17 protein-coding genes are annotated in these 20936 nt (G+C 41.4%); 8 read left to right on the forward strand and 9 right to left on the reverse strand.

All coding sequences use genetic code 11. The features are described 5' to 3' along the window. Positions 1-325 precede the first annotated feature (325 nt). Both BMW53_RS06005 and BMW53_RS06010 read left to right on the forward strand, forming a co-directional pair. Entirely contained in the window at positions 326-751 is a 426-nt protein-coding gene (locus BMW53_RS06005; protein ID WP_139178033.1) for a hypothetical protein, read from the forward strand. Between the two features lie 167 nt (positions 752-918). Next, positions 919-1539, forward strand: coding sequence for a hypothetical protein (locus BMW53_RS06010; RefSeq protein WP_038557933.1), 621 nt, complete (start codon positions 919-921; stop codon positions 1537-1539). Between the two features lie 500 nt (positions 1540-2039). Here the strand turns inward: BMW53_RS06010 and BMW53_RS06015 are convergent, their stop codons facing one another. The 3 genes from BMW53_RS06015 to argH all read right to left on the reverse strand — a co-directional run bounded on the left by BMW53_RS06015 (position 2040) and on the right by argH (position 9735). Continuing rightward, a complete protein-coding gene (locus BMW53_RS06015) occupies positions 2040-3524 on the reverse strand; it encodes a glutamate synthase subunit beta (RefSeq protein ID WP_038557935.1) in 1485 nt (494 codons plus the stop codon). 19 nt (positions 3525-3543) lie between these two features. Then, complete coding sequence (gltB, locus tag BMW53_RS06020; protein WP_245749018.1) at positions 3544-8136, reverse strand: glutamate synthase large subunit; 4593 nt, start codon at positions 8134-8136, stop codon at positions 3544-3546. A gap of 267 nt (positions 8137-8403) precedes the next feature. Beyond that, positions 8404-9735, reverse strand: a complete 1332-nt coding sequence (gene argH / locus BMW53_RS06025) for an argininosuccinate lyase (protein ID WP_038564466.1) — start codon at positions 9733-9735, stop codon at positions 8404-8406. Between the two features lie 298 nt (positions 9736-10033). Here argH and BMW53_RS06030 point away from each other — a divergent pair, with 298 nt between their 5' ends. Then, positions 10034-10690, forward strand: coding sequence for a hypothetical protein (locus BMW53_RS06030; protein WP_051567776.1), 657 nt, complete (start codon positions 10034-10036; stop codon positions 10688-10690). 44 nt (positions 10691-10734) lie between these two features. Here BMW53_RS06030 and BMW53_RS06035 read toward each other — a convergent pair whose 3' ends face one another. Next, entirely contained in the window at positions 10735-11421 is a 687-nt protein-coding gene (locus BMW53_RS06035) for a hypothetical protein (RefSeq protein ID WP_051567778.1), read from the reverse strand. A 72-nt stretch (positions 11422-11493) separates the two neighbouring features. Here BMW53_RS06035 and BMW53_RS06040 point away from each other — a divergent pair, with 72 nt between their 5' ends. The 5 genes from BMW53_RS06040 (at position 11494) to BMW53_RS06060 (ending at position 17161) form a co-directional block, all read left to right on the forward strand. Then, positions 11494-13128 (forward strand): ArnT family glycosyltransferase, encoded by a 1635-nt coding sequence (locus BMW53_RS06040; protein ID WP_038557938.1) that lies wholly within the window; start codon positions 11494-11496, stop codon positions 13126-13128. A gap of 747 nt (positions 13129-13875) precedes the next feature. Next, a complete protein-coding gene (locus tag BMW53_RS06045; protein ID WP_051567780.1) occupies positions 13876-14544 on the forward strand; it encodes a TorF family putative porin in 669 nt (222 codons plus the stop codon). An 85-nt stretch (positions 14545-14629) separates the two neighbouring features. Then, positions 14630-14986: a P-II family nitrogen regulator gene (locus tag BMW53_RS06050; RefSeq protein ID WP_038557940.1), complete on the forward strand. Its 357-nt coding sequence runs from the start codon at positions 14630-14632 to the stop codon at positions 14984-14986. Positions 14987-15010: 24 nt separating this feature from the next. Further along, positions 15011-16243, forward strand: coding sequence for an ammonium transporter (locus BMW53_RS06055; protein WP_038557942.1), 1233 nt, complete (start codon positions 15011-15013; stop codon positions 16241-16243). Between the two features lie 294 nt (positions 16244-16537). After that, positions 16538-17161, forward strand: a complete 624-nt coding sequence (locus BMW53_RS06060) for a DUF4494 domain-containing protein (RefSeq protein ID WP_139178034.1) — start codon at positions 16538-16540, stop codon at positions 17159-17161. An 87-nt stretch (positions 17162-17248) separates the two neighbouring features. Here BMW53_RS06060 and BMW53_RS06065 read toward each other — a convergent pair whose 3' ends face one another. The 5 genes from BMW53_RS06065 to BMW53_RS06090 form a co-directional block, all read right to left on the reverse strand. Continuing rightward, positions 17249-17929 (reverse strand): hypothetical protein, encoded by a 681-nt coding sequence (locus BMW53_RS06065; protein WP_038557945.1) that lies wholly within the window; start codon positions 17927-17929, stop codon positions 17249-17251. Between the two features lie 228 nt (positions 17930-18157). Further along, entirely contained in the window at positions 18158-18775 is a 618-nt protein-coding gene (gene hisIE / locus BMW53_RS06070; RefSeq protein ID WP_038557947.1) for a bifunctional phosphoribosyl-AMP cyclohydrolase/phosphoribosyl-ATP diphosphatase HisIE, read from the reverse strand. An 84-nt stretch (positions 18776-18859) separates the two neighbouring features. Further along, complete coding sequence (hisF, locus tag BMW53_RS06075; RefSeq protein WP_038557949.1) at positions 18860-19615, reverse strand: imidazole glycerol phosphate synthase subunit HisF; 756 nt, start codon at positions 19613-19615, stop codon at positions 18860-18862. 104 nt (positions 19616-19719) lie between these two features. Continuing rightward, positions 19720-20451, reverse strand: a complete 732-nt coding sequence (gene hisA / locus BMW53_RS06080) for a 1-(5-phosphoribosyl)-5-[(5-phosphoribosylamino)methylideneamino]imidazole-4-carboxamide isomerase (RefSeq protein WP_174416369.1) — start codon at positions 20449-20451, stop codon at positions 19720-19722. Between the two features lie 269 nt (positions 20452-20720). Beyond that, positions 20721-20936, reverse strand: coding sequence for a hypothetical protein (locus BMW53_RS06090; protein ID WP_038557952.1), 216 nt, complete (start codon positions 20934-20936; stop codon positions 20721-20723).

Here is a 20936-nt window from a genome sequence, read left to right on the forward strand (position 1 = left end):
AAGTTGACATTGCTCCAACTTTGCATCGGGGAACAAATGTCGGGTTGACATTGCCTCAGTTTTGCGTAGGGCAAGGAATGGCATAATGACATTCGTCGAACACAATTTTTTCAATGTCATAAAAATTATGCTTAGCTTTAATGCACTAAAGATTATAAATGCCCGATACATTGGAAAAATCTCTTGCAAATAGTAAACCACATAATCAACAGATTTTACCCGGTAAAATGGCTTTTACCAGCTGTTTGCGAAGCTGCGAGATAATAAGGTGTATAGCACACTGTGATATACATATACGTTAGCGATAAGTTTAAAGGAAAAAATTATGAGAAGTTTAATAATGATATTGACTTTATTGGTATTCGTCGGATGTACCACAAAAACTAAACATTATGAAATTAAAGTTCTCCATAATTACATTGAAAACAATGAAATAGAAAGGCATGAAAATAAATTAGACAACAATGTTTTGTATTTATTTTTCCTGTCTGGTTTTAAGGACGACATAATTGAAATTAATTATGACAATATTTCATTAAAAGAAAATTCAGTTTCCACAGACGAATCATTAGGAAAAGCAACAACAATCGTCTTTAATAAAAGCGCAATAACAAATCTTAAAATTAAAGTATCTAACGGACCTGAATTGGTATTTAATCCGTTTGAGTTTGATAGCAATAAAATGGGAATATATTTTAACGGAGACACATTAATATGTCAACCTTTTAGATATGCACCAACATTTGAATAAAATAAATAAAAACCTATCGCTAACAATTTGCAAATTGCATTACGGGTGCAGTGGTGTGCGTTGTCTCTGCTCCTTTCTTGACCGTCATGTCCTAGCGGACACTGACGCTCTTCGAAATCCGCAACGACAACTTGCAAGTGACCGTTATGCACAATACTAAAAGGACAATGAGACAAGCAATTTTAATATTAGCTTTTGTTTTGACAACATTTTTATGTTTTGGGCAAAAACAACATTTAGAAATAGCAAAGGACTTTAACCGATATGAAGGAGATTTAAAAGAATATTACGACAATGTTTTTGCAGTATTGTATAAAGGGTATTCTAATAAACCAATTGCGAGATACACTTCAATGCCAGCTTTCTCGAATGAATATTCTTTTTCCATTGAGAAAATAGATGGCAAAAACTATGTTGTGAGTAACAGTCTGTCAGAAAGTTATTGGTATGCAAAAAACAGAAAAAGAGTTAAACTAGTTTCAAACAAGAAAGAATTGATTAAAGACTTATATTCCAAGATAGTTGACTTATTCCTAATATTAGAGGAACAAACAAAAAGGTCAGAAGATGATTTAATGGGATTTGATGGAATAACTTACTATTTTGCTACAACAGATATAAATGGGCAGGTAAAAATTGGTGAGACATGGTCTCCTATAGACAATACTTTACTCGGAAGACTGGTTAAGACTTGTGACAACATTTATGCATTAGGAAATGGAAAAAATATATCACAAATGGAAACACTGATGGAAATTGAAGAATTGCTAAATGATATTAAACAATAAAGTACAGTGCATAACAATTTGTAATATGGCAGGCGGGGGTTTTAGCGGTCTGACAAGTCAGACCTTGCGCCCACTTTCCTGCGGGTCTGACACTCCCGATTGCATCGGAACCGCCCGACCACATACAAGTGACCACCACAAAAAAGGGTCTCCAACCGGAAACCCTCTATTTTGAATTAAAATTTTGCAAGAAAAAAGGAGAACCGGCGTTTCACATTCTGGTCAAGGGAAAGTGATTTAGTTTCGGATAAATAATACCGATGTGAAATCAGAACGAGCCTTATCTAAGATAAATCTCCTCTTCAATCGGCATTAACCATTGTAATTTCACCGTTTCGCTTAAGGCTCACACTGAAAAACAATTGGTGTAAATTTCCTCCATTAGCCGGAACTCCTGAAAAAACTGCACTATAAAATTTCGTAGTCCACTACGGCGTATGCTAATTTTCAAATTTTGTTTGAGCGTATTTTATCGCTCTTGTTACAGAACAATTGCCTTATTAAGGCAAAACAGTGTCGCCCATTAAGTAAGTATCTACTTCGCGGGCAGCGGCGCGACCTTCGTTAATGGCCCAAACCACCAACGATTGTCCGCGGCGTGAATCACCGGCAGCAAAAACCTTTTTAATGCTGGTTTTAAACTGGCCGTATTCGGCTTTGTAATTCGAACGTGCATCACGCTCCATATCAATCTCTTCGGCAATTTTGTCTTCCGGTCCTAAAAAGCCCATCGCCAACAGAACCAAGTCTGCCTTAATGTAACGTTCGGTACCCGGAACTGCCTGTGGCATTCTGCCGCCATTATCGGTTTTTACCCAATCCACCTGAACGGTGTGTATAGCTTTTACTTTGCCGTTTTCACCTTCAATTTTGGTGGTCATTATCGAATATTTACGCGGATCTTTTCCTTTTGCAACAATGGCCTCATGCTGGCCGTAATCGGTTTTTTCGTTGCCCGGCCACTCAGGCCATGGATTAGCATCGCTGTTACGTTCTTTTGGTGGCTGTGCCATAATCTCCAACTGAGTTATGCTTTTGCAACCATGACGCAGCGATGTAGCAACACAGTCGGTACCGGTATCGCCACCACCAATTACAATTACGTTTTTATCTTTTGCAGAAATATAATTTCCATCTTCCAGTTTACTGTCGAGCAAACTTTTTGTGTTGGCTTTCAGAAACTCCATAGCGAAGTGTACGCCATCCAGTTCACGGCCTTCAACATTCAGGTCGCGTGGTTTTGTAGCTCCGGTGGTTAAAACAACTGCATCAAAATTGTCGAGCAGTTTTTTGGCACGAATGTCTTTTCCAACTTCAGTATTGGTTTTGAAAATAATACCTTCTGCTTCCAGGATATCAACACGACGTTGTACTACGTCTTTATCCAGTTTCATGTTTGGAATACCGTACATCAGCAAACCGCCAATACGGTCGTCGCGTTCGAAAACAGTAACGGTATGACCTGCTTTGTTCAACTGAGCAGCACATGCCAGTCCTGCCGGACCTGATCCTACTACAGCAACTGTTTTTCCTGTGCGCGATTCCGGTGGCTCAGGAACTACCCAGCCCTGCTCGAACCCATTATCGATAATGGTACGTTCGTTGTCGTGAATTGTAACAGCCGGTTCGTTAATTCCCAACACACATCCTGCTTCGCAAGGTGCAGGACAAACTCTTCCTGTAAATTCAGGAAAGTTGTTAGTGTGGTGAAGACGTTCCAGTGCATCTTTCCACTGTCCTTTATAAATCAAATCGTTCCACTCAGGAATCAGGTTATAAACCGGACATCCCGATGCTCCGTTGTGTAATAGCTCTCCGCGATGACAGAATGGAACACCACAATCCATGCAGCGTGCCCCCTGTGTTTCACACGTTTCTTTATCGCGTAATATGTATACCTCGTTCCAATCTTTGAGGCGTTCCTCAATTTTTCGGGTTGGATTGGAAACTCTTTTATATTCTAAAAATCCTGTTGGCTTTCCCATGTCTTAGCGTCTATAAAAATTACAAATTGGCCAAATGCATATCAAATGCAGCATCAATAACATCCGACTCTTTTTCGTATTTACCCGATTTGCGGGCTTTTTCAATGTAGGTCAGCATTCGTTTGTAATCAGTAGGAATTACTTTCACAAACTTGCCTATTGTCTCTTCCCAGTCAGATAGAACATATTCAGCCACTGTCGATTCGGTTTTGTCCATATGTTTCTGGATCATTGCTTTCAGTTCTTCCTGCTCTTCCTTATCCGTAACTCTTTCCAGCTGAATCATTCCCTTGTTACAAAGACTTGGGAAATCTCCATCAATGTCGAGAACATAAGCAACGCCACCTGACATTCCTGCTCCAAAGTTTCGTCCTGTTTTTCCAAGAATAACAGTTTTTCCTCCCGTCATGTATTCGCAACCGTGGTCGCCAATACCTTCAACAACAACTTGTGCGCCCGAGTTACGAACACAGAAACGCTCGCCGGCAACACCGCGAATATAAGCTTCGCCGCCTGTTGCTCCGTAAAAACAAACGTTACCTACAATGATGTTTTGTTCCGGGATAAACTGTACGTTTTTAGCCGGGTAGATGGATAAATGACCACCGGATAATCCTTTTCCGAAATAGTCGTTTGCATCTCCTTCAACTTCCAGTTCGATACCTTTACAAACAAATGCACCAAACGATTGTCCTGCCGATCCTTTCATTTTAAAATGGATGGTTCCGTCGGGCAATCCTTCTCCTTTATGTACTTTGGTTACTTCGTGCGACAGAACGGTACCAACACTTCGGTTGATATTTTTTATTTCGAATTGTGCCGACACTTTTTCGCCGTTCACAATTGCTTTTTGTGAAGCTTCAACGAGTTTCCAGTCGAGGATTTCTTCCAACTGGTGATCTTGTTTTTTGCTGCAGTAAAGACCTTCTTCCTGACCCATTTCTTCTTTATACAGAATCGGGCTCAGGTCAAGTCCTTTATATTTCCAGTGATCAATGTCGTCTTTAAACTTCAGGCACTGCGACTGACCAACCATTTCGTTAATTGAGCGGAAGCCCAGCTCTGCCATAATCTCACGAAGACCTTCAACAAGAAATTCGAAGTAGTTTACAACATGATCGGGATTACCTTTAAATTTACCACGCAATCTTTCGTTTTGTGTTGCGACACCTACAGGACAAGTGTTGCTGTGGCATTTACGCATCATTATACAGCCCTCAACAACCAATGCCATTGTGGCAACTCCCCACTCTTCAGCACCAAGCAATGTTGCAATAGCAAGGTCGCGCGATGTTTTCATCTGACCATCCGACTGAACAACAATACGGTTACGTAAACGGTTGCGAACCAGCGTTTGGTGTGTTTCCGACAATCCAAGCTCCCACGGCAATCCGGCATGTTTGATCGAACTAAGTGGCGATGCACCTGTTCCTCCGTCGTATCCCGAGATAAGAACGGCATCAGCTTTTGCTTTACAAACTCCTGCAGCAACAGTACCTACACCGGTTTCAGAAACCAGTTTCACGTTAATACGTGCATCGCGGTTACTGTTTTTCAGGTCGAAGATCAACTGCGCCAAATCCTCGATAGAATAGATATCGTGGTGTGGTGGAGGAGAAATCAATCCTACACCAGGAGTTGAGTTACGTGTGCGTCCGATCCAGCCATTAACTTTGTGGCCCGGAAGGTGACCACCTTCGCCCGGTTTTGCTCCCTGCGCCATTTTAATCTGCAACTCTTTGGCCTTGCTGAGGTAGTAGCTGTTTACTCCGAAACGTCCTGATGCGATCTGCTTGGTAGCCGAGCACATGTCGTCGCCGTTTGGCAGCTTGGTATAACGAATCGGGTCTTCACCACCTTCGCCCGAGTTTGATTTTGAACCAATGCGGTTCATGGCAATGGCCAGCGTAGTGTGTGCTTCCCACGAGATAGAGCCAAACGACATTGCTCCCGTAGCAAAACGGGTAAGAATGCTTTCTGCCGGTTCTACTTCGTCGAGTGGAATCGACTGGCGGTCGGAAGTAAAGTCCATCAATCCACGCAGAGTGAATGCGGCTTTGGCCTGATCGTCAACTACATTACAGTATTTTTTGTATTTCTCGTAATCGTTCTTTCTTGTTGCCTCCTGAATCAGTTGAATGGCTTCAGGACTCAGCAAGTGGCGCTCGCCATCTTTACGCCAGTGGTATTCGCCACCCGGCTCCAAAACTTTCGCTCCGCCCTGGCGGGTAGGGAATCCCTGACGATGACGCATCATTGCTTCTTTGGCAATGTCGTCAAGACTCAGACCTTCAACACGGCTAACGGTTCCGGTAAAGTACTTGTCAATTACTTCCTGCTTGATTCCAACAGCTTCAAAGATCTGTGCTCCCTGGTACGATGCCAGGGTTGAAATACCCATTTTCGAGAATACTTTCAACAGTCCGCCGCCAATGGCTTTTACGTAGTTTTGTATTGCCTGATCTTTGGTAATGTCTCCCAATGCTCCTTCATCAACCAGATTCTTGATGGTATCAATTGCCATGTATGGATTTACGGCAGAAACTCCATAGCCCAACAAGGTAGCAAAATGGTGTACTTCGCGCACATCGCCGGCTTCCATAATAATGTCGGCTTTTCCGCGCTTTCCAACACGGATTAAGTGGTGGTGAACAGCCGAAGCTGCCAGTAACGAAGGAATAGGCGCATGGTCGGTGCTAACCGCAAAGTCGGAGAGCAAAATGATTGAATAAGCTTCGTCAATCGCATCTTCAACATACTGACACAAACGCTCCAGTTTGGTTTCCAGCGTTCCTTCTTTTCCATCGGCGTGGAAAACAATGCTGATCTTTTTGGTTTGGAAATGTGTGTGATCCACGTACGCCAGTTTAATCAACTGCTCGTTGGTTAAAACAGGCTGGTGAACTGCAATCCTGCGACAGTGTTCAGGCGACTCTGTCAGAATATTTTTAAAACCACCCAGATAGGTACGCAAATCCATTACAATACGTTCCCTGATGGGGTCGATTGGCGGATTGGTAACCTGGGCGAATAATTGTTTAAAGTAGTGCGACAAATGCACCGGACGATCTGAAAGAACAGCCAGCGGGTTGTCGGCGCCCATTGAGCCAAGGGCTTCGCTTCCGTTCATTGCCATCGGTTTCAGGATTACCTCAATATCTTCGTGGGTGAATCCGAAAGCTTTTTGGCGTTTAAATACCGTTTTCTTATCCGGCTCTTTTAATTCCAGGTCAGGAATAAAAGGAAGTTCGTCCAGGTAAGTCATATTTTCTTTTACCCATTCGCCATAAGGTTGGCTGGAACAAATTTCAGCTTTAACTTCTTCGTCAGAAATAATGCGGCCTTGTTCCAAATCGGCAACAAACATTTTTCCCGGTTGCAAACGACCTCTGATCTTTACCTGGTCGTGCGGAACATCGATTGCTCCGGTTTCTGACGACATTATTAATGTGTCATCTTCGGTAAGGCAATAACGCGACGGGCGCAAACCGTTACGGTCGAGTGTTGCTCCAACCAAAACACCATCAGTAAAACATACCGATGCCGGGCCATCCCATGGTTCCATCATAGCCGAATAGAATTCGTAGAACTCTTTCTTTTTCGTATCCATATCCGGATTATTTTGCCATGCTTCAGGAATAAGCATCATCATTACATGTGGTAACGATCGTCCGCTTAGCACAAGCATTTCAATGGCCATATCGAGGTTGGCACTGTCCGAATCTCTTAAATCACAGATCGGGAAGATCATCTCCAACTCTTCTTTTGTAAATTTCGAGCACTCCAAAAGCACTTCGCGGGCACGCATCCAGTTGATGTTACCCTTGTTGGTATTGATTTCGCCGTTGTGTGCGATGTAGCGGAAAGGCTGCGACAGTTTCCACGATGGGAAAGTGTTGGTTGAAAAGCGCGAGTGTACCAACGAAATGGCACTTACGGCCAATGGGTTGGTAAGATCTTTAAAATACAACGAAACCTGCTCGGTTGTTAACTGACCTTTATAAATGATGGTTTTATAGGAACACGAAATTATATTCATTCCGTTGTAGCCAATTCCGGCAACCGACTCGCGAACCAGTTTTTCGGTGTATTTTCTGAAAACAAAAAGTTTGCGGTCGAACTCGCCCTCCGACATGCCATCGGGTTTGCCAATGAACAATTGCTGTACATAGGGTTCCGAAGCCAGTGAATCGCGTCCCAGGTCTGAATTGTCAACCGGAACTTTACGATAGCCCAGATAAGGTAGTCCAAATTTCTTTAGATTTCGTCCGATAATATCTTTACACTCTGAACGTTTACGGTCCTCCTTGGGGAAGAAAATCATGGCCACGCCATATTCGCCAAACTGAGGTAATTTAATGTCCTGTTTCGGACATTCTTCCATAAAAAGTTCATGTGGAATTTGTAGTAATATCCCTGCACCGTCACCGCTTTTTATATCAAACCCGGTACCCCCGCGATGTTCCATGCGAGCCAGCATCGACAAAGCATCAGAAATCACACTGTGTTTCTTTCTGCCTTTAAGGTTTGCTACAAACCCGATACCACAACTCCCATGTTCAAATTCAGGGCGGTACAATCCCTTTGTTACAGGTTTTTTTGTCTGCATCATTTTTTCCTTTCTCTTTAAAATTCGCACTAGCGCAGCAATTGGCTGCTGTCAATGCCGAATTACTGCAAAATTGTAAGCCAAAATCCCGTTTTTACTTACGAAGTGAAATCAAAAATAATCAAAGAGGTGTGTATTCGCAATCTTACCAGGTGTAAATTGTGTTTAATAACATACAATTAACCTTGAGAAAAATCATAAAAAACGTAAATCCTTTCTATGTATTTTTTATGAGTCTGACATTTGTTGGGATTCAAATAACCTTAAATCTTACTGAAGCAGGTTTCTTTTTGCTTCTTCAATTTTGTTAAATAGAAATTTTTTAATGATTTCCTCTTTCTTATTTGAAATACTATCCAGACACAAATTTCCGATGCTCCCTTCGTGGGTGTGGTTTACGGATTTTTCGGGCGCAAAGTTTCCCGCTTCAATTTGAGCACCAATTTGTTTGTAGGCCTCGCGGAATGGAACTCCTTGTAGCACCAGTTTGTTTACTTCCTCAACGCTAAACAGGTAGTTGTATTTGTCATCGTTAAGTATTTCGGTGTTTACCGACATTTTATCGATAGCCAGGCTAACAATATTCAGGCAGTCGTTCATTTCTTTAAACGACGGAAGGAAAACTTCCTTCACCATTTGCAGGTCGCGGAAGTAACCGCTTGGCAGGTTATTAATAATTAAGCCGATTTGTGCCGGAACGCCTTGTAGTTTATTACAGCGGGCACGGGTGAGCTCAAAAACATCGGGATTTTTTTTGTGGGGCATAATGCTCGAGCCCGTAGTAAACTCGGTGGGCAGGCTCACAAAGTTGAAATTCTGACTCATAAACAAACAAACATCGTAAGCCAGTTTCGATAGTGTGCCGGCAATGTTTGCTATGGCAAACGAAACAATTTTTTCAACCTTTCCACGCCCCATTTGCGCATAAACCACGTTGTAGTTCATGTTGTTAAATCCGAGCAGGTCGGTTGTTAACTGGCGGTTTAGCGGGAATGACGAGCCATAACCGGCTGCCGAGCCCAATGGGTTTTGATTGGTAATGTTAAAAGCCGACAAAAGCAATTCCAAATCGTCAGACAAGCTCTCGGCGTAGGCGCTAAACCACAATCCAAACGACGATGGCATGGCCACCTGCAGGTGAGTGTAGCCCGGCATTAAAATGTCTTTTGTTTCTTCGGCGCGTTTTAACAGAATGTCGATGAGGCCCGAGGTTGTTTCGGCAATTTCGTTAATGGCATCGCGGGTAAACAGTTTCAGGTCGAGTAAAACCTGGTCGTTACGCGAGCGTCCGCTGTGAATTTTTTTACCGAGGTCGCCCAGTTTTTCGGTAAGCATAAATTCAACCTGAGAGTGTACATCTTCAACGCCTTCTTCAATCGTAAATTCTCCTTTTTCGGCAATAGCATAAAGGTTTTTCAACTCGGACAGAAGTGTTGGAAGCTGATCTTTTTCAATTAGCCCTACCGATTCGAGCATGGTTACGTGTGCCATTGAGCCCAAAATGTCGTGTGTGGCCAAAAACAGATCCAGTTCGCGATCTTTACCAACAGTAAATTCTTCTATTGCCTTGTTAACAGGTGTACCTTTATCCCAGAGTTTCATTTTAAAATCGTTTGAATACGGCAGGCAGGTTGTGGAGCGAAATCCCGAATGCAACGCTGATGCCACTATTGTTACTAACTGCAAAGATAAAATTTCAAATGAAAGCTTCTTTCATTTTGCCTGAACTAAAGCCTATTGATAACATGCAGAACTGAGCGATGAAACCCGGTGTGGGAAATGGACGTTAGATAAGCTTATTTGAAAGCGATTTTTCTGAGGTAATATTATTAGATTTGCACTTCGTTATTGGTAGCCCTGATGACGAAGCTATTGGGGTTTTACCGGAAAAATTTAAACAATGAAGAGAGTATTTTTTATTATATCTTACCTGATTATTGCTGTTGCTTTATACTCGGCAGCAAGTTTTTATTTCAATTACGATTTTTGCCACACAATGGTAGCCGAAGATGGCCCGCTTGAAAACCTTACAGCGCTGGGTTTGCTCCTGATATCGGTATTGTTTGCTATTCGGCTGTTCAAGCAGTATAAAGACAGGAACAAGCTTTGGGTTGCTTTGAGTTTGATCATTATTATTGGTACATTTTTCGGTTTTGGCGAAGAAATTTCCTGGGGGCAAAGGATATTCTCTGTTGAGACTAAGGGATTTTTTGCCCAACATAATTTTCAGGGCGAGACCAACCTGCATAACCTGGAGATAGGTGGTGTAAACCTGAATAAACTGATTTTCTCGACCGGGCTGGTAGTGGTTTTCGGAACTTATTTTGTTTTAACACTTCTGCTGTATAATAAGTGGCCTTTTTTCACACGAACAATCGATTTGTGGGGTATTCCTGTTCCCAAAATCAAATACTCGGTACTAATATTGGTGTGTACAGCTATCGTTTTACTTATTCCGGAAAGACGAATATGGGAGCTGTGGGAGGCTATATTTGTTACTGTTTTACTGTTGGTATTTATCGATCCTTATAATTCGAAAGAGGCACTTCTTTCTTAAGAACAAACTTTTCAGGAAATTAAAGTTGTTGGATTTAGCCAGCCTTAACTGGTTAAACTGACATTCTTAATTGTTTTTGCCGGATTAATCAGAATTAAAAACAGGATTCCGGTTAATGCGAGTTCGTGTAGTTCGCTTTCTTTAATCAAATTTATGGCTAACGGAATAAAGGTGTTAACCGCCAGTAGAACTATAATATGATGCAGCCGTGGAATCGGAACTCCAAAATCAATTACCAGTTTTCGAATGGCTTTCACCTTCCAGGTGAGTAATGGCAGAATAATAAAGTAACTAATTAGCGCAACAAACATCAGTTTCGAAAAGATGAGGATGTTTAAATCAACTCCGCCAATTTCAAGGTTGTGCAGGTTGGTTTCGCCCTGGTAGTTGTTTTGCATAAAATATTCGCCGGATTGTACCGAAAAAATTCGTTGTCCCCACGAAATTTCTTCTCCCAGTCCGAAAAAGAAAACAAAAGAGGCAAGTGCATTAAAAATTACTTTTTTCCCGCTTTTCTGTTTTTTTGCTTTCACTGCTTTGCTGGCAAAAAGTATCGACCCTAAAAGTAAAAACAGGGCAGTTAAGTATTCTACCCAACCATCCTCGCGAATAACTTTATCAAAAGCTTCTTGTCCAAAATTGCTTTGGCTTTTTCCATAAGCCACAAAACCAATAATCACGGAATAAACTATAATATCGAGAATTGTAATCCACGAAATATTTTTCTTCATTTGTATTCAAATTAAAAATGTGGGCGTAAAATTAGTATTTTTTGTTTTTACGCTTGCTATAATTCAGCACTAATGAATGATCGACGTTTGTACTTTCTGGTTCTTATTCTTCTGCTTTTGATTATTATATCGGCTTTGCCGGTTTTTTTGGTTGGCAACGCTGCTAAATATGCAGAGGTTGGCCGCGAAATGCTGATGAATAACGATTGGATTAACCTCACGATCGGGGGTGCTGCTTACGACCAGAAACCGCCTATGCTGTTTTGGATTGCGGCCGTTACTTTTAAATTGTTCGGTTTGTCGATACCGGCGTACAAATTGGCAGTTCTGTTGTTTTCGTTTATCGGAATTTATTCGACTTACCGGCTGGGGAAACTTTTTTACGGAAAAGAAACCGGATTACTGGCAGCCTTTTTTTGGGTATCGTCTTTGGGATTTCAGCATTTTAACAACGATATACATACCGATACTTTACTGGCCGACTTTGTGGTTTTCGCGGTGTGGCAGTTTTCGGCATATTTAAAAAACCATAAGTGGCACAACTTTTTGCTTGGTGCAGTTGGTGTGGGGTTGTCGATGTTGGCGAAAGGACCGGTGGGAGTTGTAATTCCCGCTGCTGCAATTGGCGGAACGATGTTGGTGCATAAGCAGTGGAAAGAAATTTTTAACTACCGCTGGCTGATTGCCCTGGTTGTTGTGGGTGTTATGATTTTGCCAGCCATGATTGGACTGCTAAACCAGTTTGGCCTTGAGGGAATCAAATTCTATTTCTGGACCAATAATGTTGGGCGTGTTACCGGCTCGTATCACGGAAGCGGTGCCGATTATTCTTTCTATTTCCATACATCGTTATACGTGTTGTTGCCCTGGACCATATTTATGGTTTATGCTTTTATTAAAGAAGCCACAAGCCTGAACAGGATTAGAAAAAATAAATCGAATGATTTTGAAGTAGTAAACATTTTTGCAGTTGTGGTTTATTTGGGAATCCTGTCGGTAGCCAAACAGCAAAATCCACACTATATGCTTTCGGCAGTTCCTTTTATGTATATCATTACTGCCAAATGGACCGTGCGTTTATTTTCTTCCGAAGAACGGTTAAAATCCCGAAATAGAATTGCCATTATAAATAAAGTAATTGCCGTTGTTGGACCACTAATATTATTGGTATTGCCGATTGTGGTGTTTCCTGAAAAACGTTTCTGGTTTTGGGGTATATACGCGTTGCTTTATGCCGGGTTGGGTATAATGGTTGTAAAAAAGATTAATTTTCAGAGGCAGATTGTAATGCTAACCTTTACCATTGCATTAATGCTGTTTACCGTAAATGTAAACATGTTGCCCAATATGCTTAAGTTTCATACTTCGATTGAGGCTGCTGAAATTTTTAACGAAAAGGCCCCCGAAAACTCAACGCTGAGTATTTATACTGAGAAAGCCAGGCTTTGGAATTTGTTTCTGTATTCAAAATCTCCGGGTAAATATCTTATGGAAAAAGAAGATCTGGAAGCATTTTTGCCAAAACCGGGAGCATGGATTTATACCTCGGAGGCAGGTTATAATGATATGCTTGAAATGGAATTGAATATGAATGTGGTTAAGAAATTTACAGAGCACAAACAACTGACCGGTCAATCGGCCAGGTTTTTAAATCCTAAAACCAGGGCAAGCAGATTTAATACCATGTATCTGGTTGAGCTGAGATAAATAATTCAAAACATCGTTTTTCCCCTGCGTCGAATTGAAAACTGAGCAATCAGTAGCTATTCCTTTGTGCATTTTGAGAAAAATAGCCTCCGACAAACATTTTTACGATCAATAAATGATTCCCTGATAGTGGTTTGTGCTTCAGTGTTTAATCAATATTGGGCGATTATACTTCGCTGTGGTAATGGTCTCCATCTTTCGTTGAGGTATTATTCTTTCTCCTGTATTTAATTCTCCCTGGTTTTATTATAGAAAGCCACAAGTGTCCATTAAAAAAATTGGATAATGAAAAAGAATCTTCCGTTTCTCGGTGTTATGCTCAGAAATACAGCGAGTTATGTTTTTGTAGAATAGCCCCGCCACTATTCATCCTCCTGAGTTGCCTGTCATTACGGGCATAGCGAGGAATCTAACTCACTTATAGTGGCCATTAATGATAAAAAGTAATCTTTAAGTAGTGTTTTGATGGTTAATTGTGTCCAGAAATATCAAAACGGCAATAAAAAACACACATGGATATCAAAAAGGCAAAATAAAGTATCAAATATTAATAATTTGTTAAGCGAATTAATATGAGAGGTGCAAGTTGGGGTATGAGTGAGAAAAAGTGCATTTATTTGAATCAGGAAACAAAAAAACGAGGGTGAAGAATTGTAAAAGATGTAAAAACGCAAATAGCCCCTTGAAAAAATGGGGTGTAATAAATTGAAAAATAAAAAAGCAGTTTAACTTTTAAAAATAACGATTATGAAAAAAACACTACTGATTACATCAAGCTTCTTACTTCTATTTGTTGTGTCAATTTCAAATGTTAAAGCTCAGGAGTGGAGCACAGGTTTAGACATTTACAGTAGTTATTTATGGCGTGGTGCCAAGTTTGGAACAGGGGCAGCTTTGCAGCCGGGTGTTGAGTTTAGTGCAGGAGGATTTGCCATTGGAGCGTGGGGATCATATAGCACCGGTGCCGAGGAAGCTGCTGAGGCCGACCTTTACATCGGTTATGGTTTCGATTTGGGCGAAAATGCTTCATTAAGCTTTACCTTAACTGATTATTACTTTCCGTTTGAATCGGATTGGACAGAAGGAGAATCGCACTACTTCGAACCAATGGTTAGCCTGGGAGTTGGTGCTTTTACTTTTACTGCCGCCTATATGGAAGGACTTGGTGATGACGAGATCAACACTACGAGCGACTTGTATTTAGAGGCAGCAGTTTCTGCAGGCCCGGTTGACATTACTCTTGGTGGTGGCGACGGACAATATACCGATGATGGCGATTTCAACATTTGTAACATCATGGTGGGAACCTCAAAAGAAATTCAGATTTCGGAAAGCTTTACGCTGCCGGTTTCAGGAGCTGTTATGCTTAATCCTTCAACCGGAGGATTCCATATTGCAGTTGGTATCTCACTGTAACAGCGAAGATATTTTGACATGAAACGAGTCCAAAGCTCGGGCTCGTTACATCTTATAAATTAAAAATCAAACAATATTAAATAAGATGAAAAAAATTGAAGCAGTAATACGCAAATCAAAATTTGAAGAGGTAAAAGACGCGCTGTATGAAGCAGGCATTGAATTCTTCTCTTTCTGGGATGTAAGAGGAGTTGGGCAGGCTCGCGAAGGTCGTTCTTACCGCGGTATTGTTTACGATACCAGTACAATCGAAAGAATAAAATTATCCATAATCGTTCGCGATAAGAATGTTGACAAAACAGTTCAGGCCATTTTAGGATCAGCCCGAACAGGCGAGATTGGTGACGGCAAGGTGTTCGTTGTTCCTATCGAAGAGTCATACCGAATCAGAACCGGAGAGCATGGCGATGAATCACTTTTTATTAAAGGAAAAGAGGAGTAGTAACTGAAAAAAGATTAGATTATCATGGAAGAAACTTTACAAGGCCTACAAATAGGTATAGATAATATGTGGTTATTGGTTGCTGCATTTCTGGTAATGTTCATGCAGCCGGGATTTGCCCTGGTAGAGGCAGGTTTTACACGATCGAAGAACACCGCCAACATCTTAATGAAAAACCTGATGGACTTTTCAATTGGTTCTATATTGTATTGGATCATTGGTTTTACAATTATGTACGGAGACTCAATCGGAGGATTTATTGGAATGCCGGACCTTTTCTTTATGAGTGATGGTTTTGGCGATAACTATTCTGATTATGCCGACCTGTTTTTCCAAACTGTATTTGCTGCCACTGCTGCCACTATTGTTTCGGGAGCCATGGCTGAAAGAACCGAGTTTAAAGCCTACTTGATTTTTAGTATTGTAATTACGGTAGTTATTTACCCAATTTCAGGCCACTGGACCTGGGGTGGTGGTTGGTTGAGCCAACTTGGATTCCACGATTTTGCCGGTTCATCTATTGTTCACTCTGTTGGTGCATGGGTTGGTTTAGCCGGTGCGTCTATAATCGGACCCCGTTTGGGGAAATACGGAAAAGACGGAAAGGCGAATGCAATTCCGGGTCACAACCTGGCGTTGGGAGCATTGGGTGTATTCATCCTGTGGTTTGGGTGGTTCGGATTTAATCCCGGCTCACAGTTAGCTGCTGCCGGTACTGATAACGCTGTTGCAATTGGCCACATTGCCGTAACAACTAACCTGGCTGCTGCCGCCGGTGCTGTTACTGCCATGTTGGTTGCCTGGTTCCGATACAAACGTCCGTCACTTTCCATTTCGTTGAACGGTGCATTGGCCGGTTTGGTTGCCATTACTGCCGGTTGCGATGCTGTTAATCCTATGGGAGCATTATTCATCGGTATTATTGCAGGCTTCATTCTGCCATTTGCTGTTGAATTCTTCGATAAGGTATTAAAAGTTGACGACCCTGTTGGGGCCATCTCTGTTCACGGTGTGGGTGGTGCATTTGGTACACTGGCTGTTGGTTTGTTCTCAACCTCTGAAGGCCTGTTTTATGGGCACGGAACAAAATTACTGGGTATTCAGGCCGTGGGTGTGTTAGCATTCTTTGCCTGGGCATTCGGTTTAGGTTTAGTATTATTCTTCATCCTGAAGAAAACAAATATACTGCGCGTTTCTAAGCGCATTGAAGAAGAGGGCCTCGATGTTTACGAACATGGTGAGAGTGCCTACAACTAAAATCTTCTTCAGCTTTTAAGTCTGTAGCTGTCTGTTTGTGGCCCCGTCGTTGGGCGGGGCCATTTTTCTTTTCAACTATACGACTCGGAAAAGGATTAAAACATTAACTGCATAATATATTTCGTTTTACATTGAATTAAGGTTAAGGGTAGTTATTGGTTAGTTTAATTAGATTAAAAGAATCGGAAACCGACTGCAATTTGTAGTCGGTTTTTTGTTGATAAAAATGCAAGCTTTTAAGTGAAAGTATTTGAGGCTTATGTATTTTTGTCACTTCTAAAAAATGTAGAAATTATGATGCAGACTTGGTTCGAGAGTAAAGTAAAATATATGAAAGTTTCCGAGAGCGGAAGCGAATCGATGGTAACCGAAAACTTTTTGCTGGATGCCGTGTCGTACACCGATGCCGAAACGCGGATTATCCGTCAGATGCAACAAATGGTTCGTGGCGGAGAGTTTCAGATTGTTGACATTAAAAAATCGCGTATTGCCGAAGTTTTTCCATTCGAAAATGGCGAGTGGTGGTTTAAAGCAGCCATTAATCTGGTTACAATTGATGAGGACGCTGGTAAGGAGAAAAAAATAAAAACAAATTACCTGATAATGGCCGACGATATTAAGGAAGCCCTTAATCGTTTGGATGAAAGTTTGGAATACCTCGTAATTCCTTTTGTGGTTACTTCGTTGGCGGTTAGCCCGATTGTAGATGTTTTTCCTTATAATCCTGAGGAAGCACAAATCCCTGAGGGTTTTGTTCCGGTAGCAGAAGCTGAGGAGAAAAGGAATCCGATTTTTACTGATGGTGTAAATCCGTTTACCGAAGATGAGTCGGAAGATGCTCCGTCAGAAGAGGAGCCTGAAGTTGCTGAAACTCCTGAAGAAACTGAAGATTCTGACGAAGAAGAAACAGAAGAATAGCATAAAAAAATAGCAGTCCGCCTGTGAGAAATTAGCAGGCCGACTGCCTTTTGAGTTAATTATTAAGTAGTTGACGAAAAATAGTCGCTATAAGTTCACCATCACTTTGTAGTAACTGAATTTGCAACGCATCTCCGGATCGAATTGGTAGTAGGCAATAGCAATCCGGCAAATGTCTTGTATTGTTTCGTAAATCTCTGCTACTTCTTTTTTGCCGTAAGTATCCAGTTCGGTGTCTCCCTCTAAGGCAATAAAAAAATCTTCGAATTGACTGATTCGATTGGCACAAACAAGAATCTTGTCGAACAAGGCATCGGGAGTTCCTTTTTCGCTGATCTGTTGCCTTGTGCTTTCGTTTAAATTGGCGGCAAATGTTTTCAGAAATTTAAACAGGCTGATGTGGTCGCCGTTTTTGGCATCGCTAAAATAGTCGGTATAGCCAGTGATACGGAAAAATTCTTTTAAAAAGGCCTTGTCTTGTTTAAAGTCAACTTTTAAGGAAGCTCTCAGAACTTTTAGGTGTTGCAGCCCTTCAACCATAATTTCGTGCCATTCGCGATAGCGTTCATCTTCCAAAACATCCAGATTTTCAGTGTAGTGTTTGTCGATGATGTCATCAATCCAAACCATTAAGGATGTTGCGAATTCCGGATCCCATTCATTTCGCAGAATCGATAACTCGTAGATGTTTTCTTTAAAGGTTTTTGCAATTTGCTGACAAGCTAAAATGGTGGCGGTACTGGTAGGACAAATGGTTAATGTTTCCATACAAGCGGTTTTTTGTAGTTAGAAGATGTAACAAAGCTACGGAGTACTGCTGAAATATGCCTAATTGTAAAGTAGTAATATACAATGTTTTATAACTATGTTATGGAACTATGTTTCATAACTGTGTTCTATAATATGTTTATTGGCCCAGCAAAAGCGGTATTTTCTGAACCAGGTGGGGAACAAGTAAAGATAGTTGGTATTTCTAAGTTGTTGAAAAACAGAGTTTTATTTGTGTCTTTTTTTCAGTTCGCGAACCACATCTTCAATACGGTAGCCTTTATGTGTAAGCAACACTACCAAGTGATAAAGCAAATCGCCGGCTTCATACATAAAGTTTTCGTCGTCGTTGGCCATAGCTCCAATAATGGTTTCAACAGCTTCCTCTCCAACTTTTTGGGTAATTTTTCGTGTGCCTTTTTGAAAAAGAGAAGTGGTGTACGAACCTTCCGGCATTTCGGCTTTGCGTTTGTCGATAAAATCCTGCAGGTAGCTCAGGAATTGAATATCGTTGCCCGTGTTGGCTTCTTCAAAACAGGTGTCGTCGCCTTTGTGGCAAACCGGCCCAACAGGATTTACTTTTATAAGCAACGTGTCATTATCGCAATCAATGGCCATTGAAACAACATTCAGAAAATTTCCCGATTCCTCGCCTTTGGTCCACAAACGGTTTTTGGTGCGGCTAAAAAAGGTTACTTTACCAATTTCCTGTGTTTTCGCAAGCGCATCTTCGTTCATAAAACCAAGCATCAATACATTTTGCGTTTCTGCATCCTGAATGATGGCCGGAATTAGCCCGTCCATTTTATTGAAATCGATTTTTGAAATATCTGTCAGCTGTCTCATAATTTTTAGTCCGAAGTCCGGAGCCTGAAGCCCGGAGTAATTTAAAATTCTGTAATTGTGTTGCGAAGTTACTATTTTGATTGGCTATCGAACTACAATGCCTTTGTCTTTTAAGTATTTCTTAAGAACCGGAATTGGAATTTCGTTGTAATGGAAGATACTGGCAGCCAGTCCGGCATCGGCTTTCCCCTTGGTAAAAACATCAACAAAATGCTCTTCGGCACCTGCGCCGCCCGATGCAATAATCGGAATCTTCAGCATATCGGCCATTTTCGAAAGCTCTTTGTTGGCAAAGCCATTTTTTGTTCCGTCGTGGTTCATCGATGTAAAAAGTATTTCTCCGGCACCACGGTCTTCAGCTTCTTTTGCCCACGAAAACAGTTCTTTGTCGGTTGGAATGCGGCCACCATTTACGGTAACTGTCCAGTGCTCATTTTCATCACCACGCGCATCGACGGCAACTACAACAAACTGGCTTCCAAAATTCAGCGCCAGGTCGTCGATTAGTTTCGGATTACGAACCGCCGATGAGTTGATGGAAATTTTATCGGCGCCTGCAGCCAAAAGTTTTTCGGCATCGCCCAATTCGCTGATTCCGCCACCAACCGTAAACGGAATGTTGATATGCGCTGCAATACGTTTTACCAGCTCCACAAAAGTTTTGCGGCCTTCGTGTGTTGCCGTAATATCAAGAAAGCACAATTCGTCGGCACCATCGGCTGCATATTTTGCAGCCAGTTCAACGGGATCGCCCACTTCTTTAATGTCAACAAAGTTGATTCCCTTAACGGTTTGTCCGTTGCGGATATCGAGGCATGGTATTATTCGTTTTGCAAGCATTACCAGAGTTTAAAGTTTCGAGTTTAAAGTTCAATGTTTTGCCTACTGCATTTTGCCAATTGCCTTTTTCCTGGGCAAATGATTGCAGGTTGCCAATTCATGAACTATGAGATGAACTCTTCAATCTGTTTCAAAGTTATTCTATTTTCATAGATGGCTTTCCCGGTAATTACGCCCGGAACGCCCATTTCATCTAATTTTAATATGTCGTCCATGGTGGCAATTCCGCCGCTGGCAATAATTTCCACTTCGGGAAGCGTTTTCATAATGTCGGCGTACAGTTCAAAAGCCGGGCCGCTCAGCATTCCGTCGCGGCTAATATCTGTTGAAATTACTTTGCTGATTCCCTGTTTGTGGAATTCGGCGATAAAATCGATAACCGCCAGTTCAGTAGTTTCCAGCCAGCCACTTACGGCAATATTGCCGTCTTTGGCGTCGGCACCCAGAATGATTTTTTCGCTACCGAATTTCTCCAGCCAGCTCAGAAAAGTTTCTTTTTCTTTTACGGCAATACTTCCGCCGGTAACCATTGCTGCTCCTGAGTTAAAAGCAATTTCCAAATCTTTATCCGATTTTAGTCCGCCACCAAAGTCGATTACTAAATTGGTTTTTCCGGCAATGGTTTCAAGCACTTTATAATTTACAATGTGTTTGGCTTTTGCCCCGTCCAAATCAACAAGGTGTAAACGTGTAATTCCTGCATCTTCAAACATTTTTGCAACTTCCAGCGGGTTTTCGTTGTAAACCGTTTTCTGGTTGTAATCGCCTTGAGAAAGTCGCACGCATTTGGCGTCAATCAGGTCGATGGCAGGAATTATTTCTATTTTTTTTGTCATTATTTCTTTTTATAAATTTCCCCTCTGTTTCCGGCATTGGTGATGAGAATTAATAATTCTTCTCCATCAATTATTGTAAATAATTCTAATGTTCCTTACTCTTAACCGGAAATAATCAGATGTGTCTTTTAATTTCTTTATGTCAAGCAACTGATGAGAAAATGGATTTTCTTTGAGAAGGTTGAGTTTTTGCCTGATATTGCTCTTTAGCGCTGGTGTTTGCGCATTAAGGAATTTCAAGGCTTTTTTATGAATTTTCAGGGAATACATTAAAACTTATCTTGAACATCATCCCAATCAACAAAATCACTTAGATCGCCTTTGTCCAATTTGTTCTGAATTGAATAAAGTTCCTTTTGTTCTTCAGCAGTAAGAACATCAGGATCTTCCTCGTAGATTTTGTAACTTCCTTTGGGGAGTTGTTTTAAAAGCCCTCTGAATAAATTATAGACTTTTTCAGATATGTCAATTGTAATTGTTTTCAT

The sequence above is a fragment of the Draconibacterium orientale genome (assembly GCF_900111425.1).
GTDB classification, from domain to species: domain Bacteria; phylum Bacteroidota; class Bacteroidia; order Bacteroidales; family Prolixibacteraceae; genus Draconibacterium; species Draconibacterium orientale.